The organism is Nonomuraea sp. NPDC049725 (genome assembly GCF_040674795.1).
Classification (GTDB): Bacteria; Actinomycetota; Actinomycetes; order Streptosporangiales; family Streptosporangiaceae; genus Nonomuraea; species Nonomuraea ceibae.
The window spans coordinates 113,790-128,019 of record NZ_JBFANJ010000004.1 but is presented as its reverse complement, the minus strand read 5'-3'; the positions used below and the strand labels follow the sequence as shown (position 1 = coordinate 128,019).

The 14,230-nt window shown below is 67.9% G+C and carries 13 protein-coding genes and 1 riboswitch; of the genes, 4 read left to right on the top strand and 9 right to left on the bottom strand.

Annotation, left to right across the window (positions count from 1 at the left end; translation table 11 throughout):
• Positions 1-9: 9 nt before the first annotated feature.
• Positions 10-480, top strand: a complete 471-nt coding sequence (locus tag AB0J53_RS11760) for a MarR family winged helix-turn-helix transcriptional regulator (RefSeq protein WP_219501422.1) — start codon at positions 10-12, stop codon at positions 478-480.
• A 14-nt stretch (positions 481-494) separates the two neighbouring features.
• Here the strand turns inward: AB0J53_RS11760 and AB0J53_RS11755 are convergent, their stop codons facing one another.
• The 6 genes from AB0J53_RS11755 to AB0J53_RS11730 form a co-directional block, all read right to left on the bottom strand.
• Positions 495-1,433 carry a TIM barrel protein gene (locus AB0J53_RS11755; RefSeq protein ID WP_219501420.1) on the bottom strand — a complete coding sequence of 313 codons (939 nt, stop codon included), beginning with the start codon at positions 1,431-1,433 and terminating at the stop codon, positions 495-497.
• A 353-nt stretch (positions 1,434-1,786) separates the two neighbouring features.
• Positions 1,787-4,276, bottom strand: coding sequence for an ATP-dependent Clp protease ATP-binding subunit (locus AB0J53_RS11750; protein WP_219501418.1), 2,490 nt, complete (start codon positions 4,274-4,276; stop codon positions 1,787-1,789).
• A gap of 641 nt (positions 4,277-4,917) precedes the next feature.
• Complete coding sequence (locus tag AB0J53_RS11745; protein WP_219501415.1) at positions 4,918-5,250, bottom strand: Lsr2 family protein; 333 nt, start codon at positions 5,248-5,250, stop codon at positions 4,918-4,920.
• 514 nt (positions 5,251-5,764) lie between these two features.
• Entirely contained in the window at positions 5,765-6,250 is a 486-nt protein-coding gene (locus AB0J53_RS11740; RefSeq protein ID WP_219501414.1) for an RDD family protein, read from the bottom strand.
• 112 nt (positions 6,251-6,362) lie between these two features.
• On the bottom strand, positions 6,363-7,640 hold the full coding sequence (locus AB0J53_RS11735) for an RDD family protein (protein WP_364171219.1): 1,278 nt from the start codon (positions 7,638-7,640) through the stop codon (positions 6,363-6,365).
• A gap of 85 nt (positions 7,641-7,725) precedes the next feature.
• Entirely contained in the window at positions 7,726-8,295 is a 570-nt protein-coding gene (locus AB0J53_RS11730) for an amino-acid N-acetyltransferase (RefSeq protein WP_364171217.1), read from the bottom strand.
• Between the two features lie 266 nt (positions 8,296-8,561).
• A riboswitch (cyclic di-AMP (ydaO/yuaA leader) is annotated at positions 8,562-8,709 on the top strand.
• A 3-nt stretch (positions 8,710-8,712) separates the two neighbouring features.
• Between AB0J53_RS11730 and AB0J53_RS11725 the strand changes: the two genes are divergently transcribed.
• Positions 8,713-9,708 (top strand): NlpC/P60 family protein, encoded by a 996-nt coding sequence (locus tag AB0J53_RS11725; RefSeq protein WP_364171215.1) that lies wholly within the window; start codon positions 8,713-8,715, stop codon positions 9,706-9,708.
• Positions 9,709-9,732: 24 nt separating this feature from the next.
• Here the strand turns inward: AB0J53_RS11725 and AB0J53_RS11720 are convergent, their stop codons facing one another.
• Entirely contained in the window at positions 9,733-9,945 is a 213-nt protein-coding gene (locus tag AB0J53_RS11720) for a LuxR C-terminal-related transcriptional regulator (RefSeq protein WP_219501411.1), read from the bottom strand.
• Between the two features lie 222 nt (positions 9,946-10,167).
• On the opposite strand from AB0J53_RS11720, the gene AB0J53_RS11715 reads away from it, so the two are divergent.
• Positions 10,168-11,310, top strand: a complete 1,143-nt coding sequence (locus tag AB0J53_RS11715; RefSeq protein ID WP_364171213.1) for a cytochrome P450 — start codon at positions 10,168-10,170, stop codon at positions 11,308-11,310.
• Here AB0J53_RS11715 and lysX read toward each other — a convergent pair.
• Positions 11,294-12,751 carry a bifunctional lysylphosphatidylglycerol synthetase/lysine--tRNA ligase LysX gene (lysX, locus tag AB0J53_RS11710; protein WP_364171982.1) on the bottom strand — a complete coding sequence of 486 codons (1,458 nt, stop codon included), beginning with the start codon at positions 12,749-12,751 and terminating at the stop codon, positions 11,294-11,296. The two genes, AB0J53_RS11715 and lysX, sit on opposite strands and share 17 nt — an antisense overlap.
• 169 nt (positions 12,752-12,920) lie before the next feature.
• On the opposite strand from lysX, the gene AB0J53_RS11705 reads away from it, so the two are divergent.
• Entirely contained in the window at positions 12,921-13,394 is a 474-nt protein-coding gene (locus AB0J53_RS11705) for a hypothetical protein (RefSeq protein WP_364171211.1), read from the top strand.
• Positions 13,395-13,445: 51 nt separating this feature from the next.
• Here AB0J53_RS11705 and AB0J53_RS11700 read toward each other — a convergent pair whose 3' ends face one another.
• Positions 13,446-14,228, bottom strand: a complete 783-nt coding sequence (locus AB0J53_RS11700) for a type III pantothenate kinase (RefSeq protein ID WP_219501408.1) — start codon at positions 14,226-14,228, stop codon at positions 13,446-13,448.
• Positions 14,229-14,230: the final 2 nt, after the last annotated feature.

The window sequence follows — 14,230 nt, the reverse complement described above, 5'->3', positions numbered from 1 at the left end:
CTGTCCAGCGTGCCAAGCGCGACCCCGGGCTTCGAGCTGCCGCTCCGCCTCTTCCTGGCCTTCCGTGTGCTCATCGACGAGCTGCACGCGGAGCTGGCCCGTCAGGGCCATCCGGACATGCGTCCCATGCACGGTTTCGTCATGCAGGCGATCGGCTCCCGGGGCACCACGGCGGTCGACCTGGGGCGGGTCCTGGGCGTGTCCAAGCAGGCGGCGGGCAAGACGATCGAGACCCTGGAGCGCGCCGGCTACGTGGAGCGCACCCGCGACCCGGACGACACGCGGCGCAAGATCGTCCGGCTGACCCCGTTCGGCGTCGACGCGCTGGCCAGGTCGGCCCGCATCTTCGACGCGCTGCGCGCCCGCTGGGCGGAGGAGCTGGGCCAGGACCGCCTGGAGGCCCTGGAGGACGACCTGCGCAAGGTCACCCCCGAGGGCCTGTGGCGGCTGGACGTGCCGGGCTGGTTCGGCACGATGTAGGGCGAATCAGCGGGTCAGGCGGCGAGCTGCAGCCCGAGGCCGGTCAGGCTGGTGCGGGCCCAGTCGAGCTCCTGGGCGAGCATCGACACGAGCGCGCCCGGCCCCTTGGCCCGGCCGGGGACGGCCAGGTTGTGCGTCTCGACCTCGATGTGGGCGCTGCCGCTGACGGCTCCCGACAGCATCGCGGCGAGGGTGTCGTGCAGCACCGCGCCGGTGTTGGGCGTGCCGGCGCCGTGGTTGTGCACGTGGCCGAGCTTGACCACCGGCGCGCCGGCCGCCGCCAGGCCGCGCAGGGCCTCGCCGGCCTCCTCGGCGCCGCCCGCCAGGTGGCAGGCGTCCAGACAGACGCCCAGGTGCTCGGAGTCGATGCCGCCGACGCGCTCCAGCGCCTGCTCGGTCGTCTCCAGGACGCAGCCGGGCCACGGCTCGAACCCGACCCGGATGGTCTTGCCGGTGACGCTGTAGATGCCGCGCAGCTCGCGGGCCAGCCTCTCCAGCCGCCGGGTGGCGATGGCGTGCAGGTCGGCGGGCCAGTCGCGCCGCCAGCCGATCGGTATCGTCGAGATACTGCCGAACCGTACGTCGTCGGGCAGCAGGAAGGCCAGGATCTTGGCCAGCGCCATCGTGTAGCGGTAGCGCTCGGGCTTGGCCCAGTCGGGGCCGGGCACGTCCTGGTTGCGGCCGCCGGTGCCGTTGAGGCTGACGACCTCGAGACCGCGCTCGTCCAGCGAGCGGCGCAGGCGTACGAGCTCGATGCGGTCGGCGGTGAGGTGGTCGGCGACGGCGGGAGAGAGCCACAGGCCGATGCCCATCCGGTCCACGCCGAGCCGCTTGCGCACCGGCACGGCGTAACGGGTGAGGTGGGCGATCAGGTTCTCCAGGTCTTCTGCGGGGTGAACGCCTGCGTTGTAGGCGAGGTGAACGAGCGTTCCGTCATCGTGACGCAGGCGCATCGACTTCCTCCACGGCTTGCACTGGTTGTTCGGCCCCCGCCCGCGCGGTGTGTCGCGCGGACCCGGACGAGCATGGCTGCTTCCGGTGGGCTCACGCGTCAGCCCTGAGTTGATTGCCTCCTACACCTCAGGGAGCAGGCCCCACCGTAGGGACGCGCTCTTGCGGGTCACTTGGAGGGGACTTCGACTCTGCTCTACGTAGTGTAGTACTACTCTTGGTGGCGGTACACCCGGCCGCTCAACAATTCGGCAACAGTAGCCCTGATCTTGAATTTTTGTCCGGCGAAGCCCCGGAAAACGAAGAACCCCTCGTGTGAGAGATCACACGAGGGGTTCTGCGCGAACCTGTGACGTCAGCCCGCGATCGCCGCGGCCGAGTCGGGCACCTTGGCGGTGTTCTCGCCGGTGAAGATGAACTTGGCGTCGTCGCCCTCGCCCTCGATCGTCACCTTGACGGTCTGACCGGGACGGAGGTCGCCGTAGAGGATCTTCTCCGACAGGGAGTCCTCCAGCTCGCGCTGGATGGTCCGGCGCAGCGGCCGGGCGCCCATGACCGGGTCGTAACCGCGGTCCGCCAGCAGCTGCTTGGCCTCCGGGGAGACCTCGAGCCCCATGTCGCGGTCCTTCAGCCGGGCGCTGACCTGGGTGAGCATCAGATCGACGATCTGGATGATCTCCTTCGGCGTCAGCTGGTGGAAGACCACGATGTCGTCGACACGGTTGAGGAACTCGGGCCGGAAGTGCTGCTTGAGCTCTTCCTGGACCTTGGCCTTCATCCGGTCGTAGTTGGAGTCGGCGTCGTTGGACTTCGCGAACCCGACCCCGATCCCCTTGGAGATGTCGCGGGTGCCGAGGTTGGTGGTCATGATGATGACCGTGTTCTTGAAGTCGACCACGCGACCCTGGGCGTCGGTCAGGCGACCGTCTTCCAGGATCTGCAGCAGCGAGTTGAAGATGTCGGCGTGCGCCTTCTCGATCTCGTCGAAGAGCACCACGGAGAACGGCTTGCGCCGCACCTTCTCGGTGAGCTGGCCGCCCTCCTCGTAGCCGACGTAGCCGGGAGGCGAGCCGAACAGCCTGGAGACGGTGTGCTTCTCCATGAACTCGGACATGTCCAGCGAGATCAGCGCGTCCTCGTCACCGAACAGGAACTCCGCGAGGGTCCTGGCCAGCTCGGTCTTACCGACACCGGACGGGCCCGCGAAGATGAACGAGCCACCGGGACGCCGCGGGTCCTTCAGACCGGCGCGGGTGCGCCGGATGGAGCGCGACAGGCCCTTGATGGCGTCGTCCTGGCCGATGATCCGCTTGTGGAGCTCGTCCTCCATGCGGAGCAGGCGCTGCGACTCCTCCTCGGTGAGCTTGAAGACCGGGATGCCGGTGGCCGTGGCGAGGACCTCGGCGATGAGCTCCTCGGTGACCTCGGCGACGACGTCCATGTCGCCGGCCTTCCACTCCTTCTCCCGCCGCTCGCGCTTGAGCTGGAGCTGCTTCTCCTGGTCGCGGAGCGCAGCCGCCTTCTCGAAGTCCTGCGCGTCGATCGCGGACTCCTTGTCGCGGCGGACGTTGGCGATCTTCTCGTCGTACTCGCGCAGGTCCGGCGGAGCGGTCATCCGGCGGATGCGCATCCGCGAACCGGCCTCGTCGATGAGGTCGATCGCCTTGTCGGGCAGGTAGCGGTCGCTGATGTAGCGGTCGGCCAGCTGCGCGGCGGCGACCAGCGCGCCATCGGTGATCGACACGCGGTGGTGCGCCTCGTAGCGGTCGCGCAGACCCTTGAGGATCTCGATCGTGTGGCTGAGCGACGGCTCGGCCACCTGGATCGGCTGGAACCGGCGCTCGAGCGCCGCGTCCTTCTCGAGGTACTTGCGGTATTCGTCGAGCGTGGTGGCGCCGATGGTCTGCAGCTCGCCGCGGGCCAGCATCGGCTTGAGGATGCTGGCGGCGTCGATCGCGCCCTCCGCGGCGCCCGCACCCACGAGCGTGTGCAGCTCGTCGATGAACAGGATGATGTCGCCGCGCGTGCGGATCTCCTTGAGCACCTTCTTCAGGCGCTCCTCGAAGTCACCGCGGTAGCGCGAGCCGGCGACCAGGGCACCGAGGTCAAGCGTGTAGAGCTGCTTGTCCTTCAGCGTCTCGGGCACCTCGCCCCTGACGATCTTCTGCGACAGGCCCTCGACGACGGCGGTCTTGCCGACGCCGGGCTCGCCGATCAGAACCGGGTTGTTCTTGGTCCTCCGGGAGAGGACCTGCATGACCCGCTCGATCTCCTTCTCACGGCCGATGACCGGATCCAGCTTGCCCTCACGGGCGGCCTGGGTCAGGTTGCGGCCGAACTGGTCGAGCACCAGGGAGGTCGACGGGGCCGACTCCTGCGGGCCACCCGCTGCGGCCGGCTCCTTGCCCTGGTAACCGTGAAGCAACTGGATGACCTGCTGCCGGACACGGTTGAGATCAGCTCCAAGCTTGACCAGCACCTGAGCCGCCACACCCTCACCCTCACGGATGAGCCCGAGCAGGATGTGCTCGGTGCCGATGTAGTTGTGACCCAGTTGCAAAGCCTCACGGAGCGACAGCTCGAGGACCTTCTTGGCCCGCGGGGTGAACGGAATGTGCCCCGACGGAGCCGACTGGCCCTGGCCGATGATCTCCTCGACCTGCTGACGCACACCCTCAAGGCTGATGCCCAGGCTCTCCAGAGCCTTGGCGGCTACGCCTTCACCTTCATGGATCAAACCAAGAAGAATGTGCTCAGTGCCGATGTAGTTGTGGTTGAGCATCCTGGCCTCTTCTTGGGCCAGGACGACAACACGCCTTGCTCGGTCGGTGAACCTCTCGAACATCTCGTCGCTCCTCACAGAGCGGTCAGTCAGGCCGGTAAATCCGGTCCCGTCATCCCGCATGCTAGCCCTGGCTCGGCGAACCGTGCCCACTGCCGCTGACGCGCTCTATAGCAGACACGTTCCCCGAGAGCAGGGCGTTCACCCTCCATCCAACTACTGTTCGGGGGTCACGTGTTCCCGATACGCCACCAGCGAACGAGGTTTAGGGCGCCCGGGTGAAGTGGCTCGAAATTCGCCGGGAGCGGCGCGACCGGAACGGCACGGATCGGCTGCGGACGCGGGGGCGAGCCAGGGGCGGCCGCGCCCGATCGCGGTGGACGCCGCGTCCTGTCTTCCATCGTATGTCCTGCTCCAATGCCAGGCCAAGCGTGACCGGAACAGGGGGCGCAATGCCGGGCAGGGCATGACCGGAACGGGGCATCTGGTCAGCCGCGTTACCGATCAGTACGGGCGCGGAGCCGGGACATAACCGGCACCACGCCCGCGTAAATGGACCCAAACGCCCACTTAAGGGGCGGATCAGAAGATCAACAAATCCCGATGTCCACCATTTGAGATAATGGTAGAAATGATCATGCGCTTATGGCGGCCGCCGGGGTCCTAGGCGAACGGCATAAGCGCATGGTCAGGAGATCGGCTCCTTAGTGAGCCGCTTCGTACTTCTCGACGACGGTGGAGGCGATGCGGCCCCGCTCGCTGACCGGAAGGCCGTGGGCCTTGGCCCACTGACGGATCTCGGCGCTCTTCTCGCGGCTCATCGCCCGCTGCCCGCCACGCCCGCGACGGCGCGTGGATACGGCGCCCGCCCTGCGGGCGTGCTGCACGAAAGGCGTCAGAGCGTCCCTCAGCTTCTTGGCGTTAAGGTCGCTGAGGTCAATCTCATAGGTGGAGCCGTCAATAGCGAAGCTGACCGTCTCATTGGCCTCGCCCCCATCGAGGTCATCGATGAGAATCTCCTGGATCTGCTTGGCCATCTACGCAATCCTTTCCCGGAGCATTGTTTCATTCGCTCGCCCAAACATATACCCGGAAAGACGTTAAGACAATTCAGCGCCACGGGATTCGGCTGAGCGGCCGATCAGTTGCGGTTCTCGGCCTGATCCTGGCGGTTTGGCCGCCGGCCGGAGCCCTCGTGCCGCACCAACTTCACGACGCCAAAGATGAAGGCGCCGCCCACGACGACGGGCGGGATGAGCGCTGACAATACCTCTGTTACGGCTTCCATTCGGCCTCGCCTCCACGGCTGACGGGGTTTCAGGGGCGCTTTATACACAGGCTGCAGGGCCGGCGCGAGCCTGGCGGACCTCGTGTCACTCGAGGCGACAGACGCCCACACACGACCATAGCGGCACAGAGATGCCCATAGCCTGGCAGGCGCCCCAACATCCGGCAACCCGGACGCCTCATAGCCTAATGCCAGTCTCTCCAGGCTCCTTACCGGATCAAGCGGAAATTTTGCGAAAAGCCATCAGCGCAGGTACGGAACCCTCAACGAAGATCTTTTACGACCAGCGTTCCGGCCAGCCTGTCATGCGGCCCGCGCTGGAGCGGCTTGTCGATCAAGATGAGCAGGCCGACACCAAACACGAACATTCCGGCCAGCAGATTGGCCACCGGAATGCCCATCAGCATGGCAGGCGCCGGATAGAGCAGGGCGCGTTTCAGCCGGACCCGCGCCGGAAGACCCTCCGGGTCCACCCGAATCCCCATGATCGCCTTGCCGAAGGTGCGCCCACCCCGGGAAAGTGCGACCCAGTCATAGACCGTATAACCCAGGCCGGCGCCCACCCACGCGAACACGCCGGGCAGCCGCCCCTCGAACGCGTCCAGCACCCCGACAGTCCGGAAGACGCCCCATAGCGCAATGAACAGAATGTAATAGAAGACTCCGAACACGAGCGCTTCAATGAGGCGGGCGACGAGCCGTTCCCACCATTCCGCCGGCAGCACGCCGGTCTCGGGTGTCGCGGCCATAACCTCACCTCGTCCGTTCGGCGGCCCTCGGCGTCCCCCCATTCTGGTACGGCTCGTACACACAAAACAGAGGCCGGCGGGATGCCGGCCCCTGTTTCGCTGTTGCTGAGACTTACTTGATCTTGACCACCACGGTGTTCGCGAACTTGTCGGCGAACGTCTGCTGCAGCGGCTTGTCCCAGAGCTGGGAAGCCGCGTTCAGCAGAACGAGGACGCCACCGAGAAGCGGACCGAGAAGCGGGATGACGCCCAGGACGTAGCCGCCCCAGGTCCCGCCGGCCCGCTTGAGCGCGGCGTCGTTGGGCAGCCCGCCGGACGGCATCGCATGACCCACCTGGACGACCTTGATGCCCATGACCATCTTGCCGACGGTCTGGCCGCTCATCTTCGTCATGAAGAAGTCGTAGGCCACGTAGAGCGCGGCCAGGAGGAGGTACTGGATGACGCCGACGAAGAAGGAGCTCGCGATACCCGTCGTGACGCCGGTGACCGAGTTGTAGCTGACGACGAAGAAGATGCCCAGGATGAGGTTGATGATGAAGTAGACGACGCCGAAGATCAGGCCGTCGACGATCCTCGCCACCAGGCGCTGCCACCACTCCGCCAGCGGCGCGGGGGCGCCGGGCGGCTGGATGCCCACCGGCTGGCCGTACTGCTGCCCGTACTGGGGCTGGCCGTAACCCTGCTGCTGACCGTAGGCGGGCTGGCCGTACTGCTGCTGCCCGTACTGGGGCTGCTGACCGTACTGCTGCTGCCCGTAGCCCTGCTGCTGGCCGTAGTCGGGCTGACCGTACTGCTGCTGGCCGTAGCCCGGCTGCGACTGCGGCTGCTGGCCGTAGCCAGGCTGGGACTGGGGCTGCTGGCCGTAAGCCTGCTGCTGACCGTAGTCCGGCTGGCCGTACTGCGGCTGCTGGCCGTAACCCGGCTGCGACTGCGGCTGCTGGGCGTAACCCTGGCCGTAGTCGGGCTGCGACTGCGGCTGCTGACCATATTGCTGCTGCTGGCCGTAGTCGGGCTGGCCGTACTGGGGCTGCTGACCCGACGGGGGCTGCTGGCCATAACCCGGCTGGGACTGCGGCTGCTGACCGTACTGCGGCTGCTGGCCGTAGCCCTGCTGCTGACCGTAGTCCGGCTGGCCGTACTGCGGCTGCTGACCGTAACCCTGCTGCTGGCCGTAGCCCTGCTGGGGCTGCTGGCCGTACTGGGGCTGCTGGCCGTAACCCTGCTGCTGACCGTAGGGGGGCTGCTGGCCGTAGGGGTCGTCCACGCGGTAGCCGACGACCGTCGCGTCGGGGTCGGGCTGCCCTTGGGGGCGTCCTGCGTTCTGGCCGTATTCAGGGGAGTTCTCGGGGGAATCGTCCTGTGGATACGGCGGCTGTCCTGTGCTCACCGTGTCACCTCGCTTCGAGTGCGCATGTGGCACGTGTCAGGGCACATGCCTGTCCTGCCCAACGTATCGACATAGGTATCAACAATCACCTTTCTCGGCAGTCAAGGTCCGCGTCACCCGCTGTCAAGTGGAGCAGCATGCGTGTGTTGCCCAGGGTGTTCGGCTTGACGTGTTCGAGGTCGAGGAACTCCGCGACGCCCTCGTCGTACGAGGCCAGGAGTTCGGCGTACACCTCGGGTGAGACGGGCGTGCCCTGGATCGTACGGAACCCGTGCCTCGCGAAGAAGTCCACCTCGAAAGTGAGACAAAATACACGTTCCAGCCCAAGCTCCCGAGCGGTCCTGATGAGAGCCGAGACCACGCGATGGCCGATGCCGAAACCCCGGGCCGAGGGGTGCACGGCCACGGTGCGGATCTCGGCCAGATCCTCCCAGAGCACGTGCAGCGCGCCACAGCCGACGACCTCGCCGCCCCGCTCGGCCACCCAGAACTCCTGGACGTCCTCGTACAGCGTGACGGTGGCCTTCTCCAGCATCTTGCGCCCGACGCCGGCGTAGGTGTCGACCAGGAGCTTGATCGCCCTGACGTCCCTGGTCCGCGCGCGCCTGACGAGCACTTCGGTCTCGGGGACCGCTAGCTCGGCGACCTGCTCCATGGCCATCCAGAGTACAGACCCCATTACGGCTCGACCCAAACTCCCGGACCGTCACTGTGCGTGCACGCTCCGGATTGCACGATTCCTACAGTTTCACGATCGGGCGAACTTGGGGCAAAGAGGGCATAAAGTCTTTTCTGTACGGCTCGCCACGAGATCACCTTGTGACCCGTCGGTTGTGAAACCTCTACAGACTCGGCAGTTCCGGTTGAGCAGGAACCAGGAGTGCATTAGTGTCCAGCGACGATGTCACCCGCGCACACCGCGCGGTCGACACGCCCAATCCCCGCGAGGGGAGCCGGGGACCCGCCGGCGGCGTCAACCCGCTGCCAGGGGTGAATCCGAGCCACGCTCGGTAGGGCTGCTCCGGCCCGAACCCGTCAGCTAACCCGGTAGGCGTCAACGGAAGGAGCTTGGTTGGACAGGCGCTCTGGCAAGAAGCGATTCGGTGTCGTCGGCTTGGCCGCCGTGGCCGCACTGGTCCTCGCTCTGCCCTTGGGCTCACCAGCCTCCGCCGACCCCAAGCCTTCGCTCAAGGAGCTCTCCGAGCAGGTCGAGGAGATGCACCTGGAGATCGAGACGCTGGCCGAGCAGTACAACGGCCAGCGGGAGAAGCTCAAGACGGCCCAGAAGGCCGCCGACAACGCCAAGAAGACGCTGGCCGCCAGCGAGGCCGAGCTGGCCGACAAGCGCTCCAAGGCGATCCTGCTCGCGCAGACCACCTACATCAACGGCGGCCTGTCGGGCACCCTGGCGTTCGTCAACTCCGACGACCCCGAGGGCTACCTCGACCTGGCGGCCACCAACTACGCGATCCAGCAGCAGCAGGGCGAGGAGATCCTCCAGCTCACCAAGGCGATGCAGGCGGCCGAGCGGGCCCGCGCCGGCGCCAAGGCCCGCATCACCGAGGTCTCGAAGATCGTCAAGGACCTCGACGCCAAGCGCGACCGGATCGTCAAGCTCGTCGGCAAGGTCGAGAGCAGCCTGTTCAGGCGCGCACTCGGCGAGGCCGGCCGGCCGGGCACCCCGGCGGTCAAGGTCAACCTGCCGATCCCCGGCTCGGGCAAGGCTGCCCAGGCCGCCAAGTGGGCGCTCACCCAGCAGCTCAAGCCGTACATCTGGGGCGCCGAAGGGCCGCGCGGCTACGACTGCTCCGGTCTGGTGATGGCCGCCTACCAGCAGGTGGGCATCTCGCTGCCGCACTACACCGGTGACCAGTGGACCGCCGGCCGGCACATCTCCAAGGAGGAGCTGCGCGCGGGCGACCTGGTGTTCTTCTACAACGACCTGCACCACGTGGGCATCTACCTGGGCGGCGGCATGATGGTGCACGCGCCGCGCACCGGCGACGTGGTGCGGATCGCGTCCATCGCCCGGCGCCCCTTCGCCGGAGCCGTCCGCATCGCCGACTAGCGGCGCCAGAGCCGGCCAGCGGCGTTAGATGAGCTGCCTGCGGGCGGCCCAGGCCACCGCCTCGATCGCGGTGGCCACGCCTATGCGGTCGCAGATGCCGCGCAGTCTTCGCCGCACGGTGCGACCGCTGATGTCAAGGCGTCGGCCGACCCGGTCCACGGTGACGCCCTTGGCCAGTTCGGCCAGCAACGCCAGGTCGGCACGGCTCAGTTCAACGCCTTCTGTGAGCACATCCATCGGGAGCCCTCCCCCCACCAGCACCACCCGGAGACGTCTAGGGCCCGACCGGAGCGGCACATCCTCGCAGACGGTAAACGCATCCAGGAAAGGTCGTCAAGCACGAAATTCGCCGCACTTGACCTCCTCCGTTGACATGATCCGTTGTATGTGAAGTACTCGCCATATGTCGGCACTTATCGGAGCATGATGATCGATCACAGCGATCCTGACTACGCTCCTTTGACGCCAACGGACATGCTCGGGTTCGATCCATCCGACCCCGGCTTCCTGCGCGACCCGTACACCCGTTACCGCGAGCTGCGCGAGAGCGACGCGCTGCTGCGGACCCGCGGCGGGCTCCTCGTCGCCACCACGCACGAGCTCTGCTCCGCGGTGCTGCGTGACGCCCGGTTCGGCCACGGCCCCCCGCCCGACGGCGAGCCGCCCCGCTCGTTCCTGATGATGAACCCGCCGGACCACACCCGGCTGCGCGGCCTGGTCAGCCGGGCCTTCACCCCGGGCATGATCAGGCGGCTGCGCCCGCGGATCGAGGCCATCACCGCCGGGCTCCTCGACGCGCTGCCCGACGAGGCCGACCTGATGAGCGCGTTCGCCTACCCGCTGCCCGTCATGGTGATCAGCGAGATGCTCGGCGTGCCGCCCGAGGACCACGAGCGCTTCCGCGGCTGGAGCGAGACGCTCGCCAGGAGCCTCGACCCGATCGTGCCGCCGGACCTGATCTCCCGGACCGAGCACGACCGGGAGGAGTTCCGCGCGTATTTCCGCCGCCTCATCGCGCTGCGGCGCGAGCGGCCCGGCGACGACCTGCTCAGCGCGCTCGCCCAGGTCGAGGAGCTGACCGAGCAGGAACTGCTGGGCACCTGCGTGCTGCTGCTCGTGGCCGGGCACGAGACGACCGTCAACCTCATCGGCAACGGCGTGCTCAACCTGGTCAGGCACGGCGTGCTCGGGCGCGCCGCCGACGCGCCCCAGCAGGTGGTCGAGGAGGTGCTCAGGTACGACCCGCCCGTGCAGCTCACCATGCGCGTGACGCTGGAGGACGTGGAGCTGGCCGGGACCGCCGTGCCCGCCGGCAGCGCGGTGCTGGCGCTGGTCGGGGCCGCCAACCGCGACCCCGCCGCGTTCGCCGACCCGGACCGCTTCGACGTGGAGCGGACGCCGGGCCGGCATCTGGCGTTCGGGCTGGGCATCCACTTCTGCCTCGGGGCGCCGCTGGCCAGGCTGGAGGGCGAGATCGCGCTGCGCGCCCTGGCTCAGGCGGCCCCGAAGCTGGAGCTGGCCGACCCCGCGCCGCCGTACAAGGGAAACCTGGTGCTGCGCGGGCTCGCCACCCTGCCGGTGCGGCTCAACGGGAGGGCTTGACCAGCGGGAAGAGGATCGTCTCGCGGATGTTCTTGCCGGTGAAAGCCATGATCATCCGGTCGATGCCGGCGCCCATGCCGCCCGTCGGCGGCATGGCGTACTCCAGCGCCTGGAGGAAGTCCTCGTCGAGCTGCATGGCCTCCGGGTCGCCGCCGGCCGCCAGCAGCGACTGCTCGACCAGGCGGCGGCGCTGCTCGATCGGGTCGACCAGCTCCGAGTAGGCGGTGCCCAGCTCGGTGCCGAACCCGATCAGGTCCCACTTCTCGGTGAGCAGCGGGTTGTCGCGGTGCTGCCGGGTCAGCGGGGAGGTCTCCAGCGGGTAGTCCATGACGAACGTGGGCTGGATCAGCGTGTGCTCGACCAGCTCCTCGAACAGCTCCTGGACCAGCTTGCCCTGGCCCCACTTGGCGTCCCAGTGCACCTCGTGCTTGTCGGCCAGCGCGCGCACCCGCTCCAGCGGCGTCTCGGTGGTGATCTCCTCGCCCACCGCGCCGGACACCAGGTCGTAGAGCTTCACCCGAGGCCATTCGGGCAGCCCCAGGTCGACCTCGACGCCGTCGTGCACCACCACGGTCGTGCCCAGCGCGGCCACCACGGCCTTCTGGTACATGCGCTGGGTCAGGTCGGCCATGTCGTTGTAGTCGAGGTAGGTCCCGTAGGCCTCGATCATGGTGAACTCGGGGTTGTGCGTGGAGTCCGCGCCCTCGTTGCGGAAGTTGCGGTTGATCTCGAAGACCTTCTCGATGCCGCCCACGACGAGCCGCTTGAGGTAGAGCTCGATCGCGATGCGAAGGTAGAGCTCCATGTCGTAGGCGTTGATGTGGGTCTTGAAGGGCCGGGCCGCCGCGCCGCCGTGGATCGGCTGGAGCATCGGCGTCTCGACCTCCAGGTAGCCCTCCTCGTGCCAGAAGTCGCGGACCGCGCGCACGGTGGCGCTGCGGATGCGCGCCATCTCGCGGGCCTCGTCGTTGACGATGAGGTCGACGTAGCGCTGGCGGACCCGCGCCTCGGGGTCGGTGAGGCCGACGTGCTTCTCCGGCAGCGGGCGCAGGCACTTGGCGGTGATCTGCCAGCTGTCGGCGAGGATCGACAGCTCGCCGCGCCGTGAGGTGATCACCTCGCCCTCGACGCCGACGTGGTCGCCGAGGTCGACGTCGCGCTTCCAGGCCGCCAGCGACTCCTCGCCCACCTTGTCGAGCGAGATCATCACCTGCAGGTCGCCGCTGCCGTCGCGCAGCGTGGCGAAGCAGAGTTTGCCGCCGACGCGGTTGAGCATGACGCGCCCGGCGACGCCCACCCGGTCACCGGTCTGGGTGTCGGGCTCCAGGCCCTGGTATTTCTCCCGGACCTCGGCGTTGGTGGCCGTACGGGGAAAGTTCACCGGGTAAGGGTCGACGCCTTCGCTGCGAAGGCGGTCGAGCTTCTCCCTCCGGATGCGCATCTGCTCGGGAAGTTCGTCGCTCACAGCATCAAAGCGTAGGGGATACGGCCGCCTGCAAGTTCTCGTCGGTCCGGTGAAGGGGTGCTGCAACCACGCGGAGTTACCCATGACTCACGAGCTCAGCGGAACCGGTAGGGCGCCGGGTCGGGAAGGAGCTCAAGGAGAGATCATGTTCAAGAAGATCGCGATCGCGCTCCTCGCCGCCGCCGCGACCGGCACGCTGGCTCTGACCGCGCCGGCCGCCGCCGCCTCGCCGGGCCCCTACGACCAGAGCGACCAGTGGGGCCCCGTCCACGCCAGGCACCACCTGGCCAAAGCCAAGGGCTGGGTGGGCGTCGAGTGGGACGAGCACCAGGAGTCCAACACCGTCCACGTCAAGGGCCGGCTGTACGACCTGGACCCGCGCGGCTACGGGCAGGGCGGCAGGTGCGCCTACGTCAAGTTCCAGGCCGCCGGCTTCGACCACGAGTGGGACGAGGTCTACAGCAGGAAGCACTGCGGCTACCCGGGCTCGAAGAAGTTCGGCTTCAGCGTCGACGACGTCTCCGCGCTGCGGGTCAAGGTCTGCCAGGTGCACCCGTACAAGCACTGGGTGAGCAAGTGCGGCCACTGGGACCACCTGTACGCGGCCGAGAGCGAGTGATCCACCCCGGACGGCGGGCGGCTCCCTTCCCGAGCGGGGGGCCGCCCGCTTTCACGCGGTGTTGCGCTGGTAGATCAGGCGCAGGCCGATGAGCGTCAGCCAGGGCTCGTGCACGTCGATGCAGCGCGACTCGCCCACCACGAGCGCGGCGTGGCCGCCGGTGGCGACCACGGTCACGTCGTCGGGGTCGTCGGCCAGCTCGGCGGCCATCCGCTCGACGATGCCGTCGACCTGGCCGGCGAAGCCGTAGATGATGCCGGCCTGGAGCGCCTCGACGGTGTTCTTGGCGATCACCGAGCGGGGGCGGATCAGCTCGACCTTGTGCAGTTGCGCCCCGGCCGCGGCGAGGGCGTCGACGGAGATCTCGATGCCGGGCGCGGTGACGGCGCCGACGTACTCGCCCTTGGCCGACACGGCGTCGAACGAGGTCGCGGTGCCGAAGTCGACGATGATGCACGGCCCGCCGTACTGGTCGATGGCGGCCAGCGCGTTGACGATGCGGTCGCTGCCGACCTCCTTGGGGTTGTCCATCCGCACCGGCACCCCGGTGCGGACGCCGGGCTCGACGACCACGGCGGTGACGTCGCCGTAGTAGCGGCGGCACATCTCGCGCATCTCGTTGAGCACGCTGGGCACGGTGGAACAGATCGCGATGCCGCCCACGTCGGCGCCCTTGAGCAGGGGCGACTGGCCGAGCAGCCCCTGCAGGACGACGGCGATCTCGTCGGCGGTGCGGCGGGCGTCGGTGGCCAGCCGCCAGTGCTCGATGACGTCCTCGCCCTCGAAGAGCCCGAGCACCGTGTGCGTGTTGCCGACGTCGATCGTGAGCAGCATCG

Excerpts from the sequence above, each read along its gene's own strand:
- AB0J53_RS11755 (WP_219501420.1), bottom strand. The coding sequence starts at position 1,433 with ATGCGCCTGCGTCACGATGACGGAACGCTCGTTCACCTCGCCTACAAC.
- AB0J53_RS11750 (WP_219501418.1), bottom strand. The coding sequence starts at position 4,276 with ATGTTCGAGAGGTTCACCGACCGAGCAAGGCGTGTTGTCGTCCTGGCC.
- AB0J53_RS11745 (WP_219501415.1), bottom strand. The coding sequence starts at position 5,250 with ATGGCCAAGCAGATCCAGGAGATTCTCATCGATGACCTCGATGGGGGC.
- AB0J53_RS11740 (WP_219501414.1), bottom strand. The coding sequence starts at position 6,250 with ATGGCCGCGACACCCGAGACCGGCGTGCTGCCGGCGGAATGGTGGGAA.
- AB0J53_RS11730 (WP_364171217.1), bottom strand. The coding sequence starts at position 8,295 with ATGGAGCAGGTCGCCGAGCTAGCGGTCCCCGAGACCGAAGTGCTCGTC.
- AB0J53_RS11720 (WP_219501411.1), bottom strand. The coding sequence starts at position 9,945 with ATGGATGTGCTCACAGAAGGCGTTGAACTGAGCCGTGCCGACCTGGCG.
- lysX (WP_364171982.1), bottom strand. The coding sequence starts at position 12,751 with ATGCGCATCCGGAGGGAGAAGCTCGACCGCCTTCGCAGCGAAGGCGTC.
- AB0J53_RS11705 (WP_364171211.1), top strand. The coding sequence starts at position 12,921 with ATGTTCAAGAAGATCGCGATCGCGCTCCTCGCCGCCGCCGCGACCGGC.
- AB0J53_RS11700 (WP_219501408.1), bottom strand. The coding sequence starts at position 14,228 with ATGCTGCTCACGATCGACGTCGGCAACACGCACACGGTGCTCGGGCTC.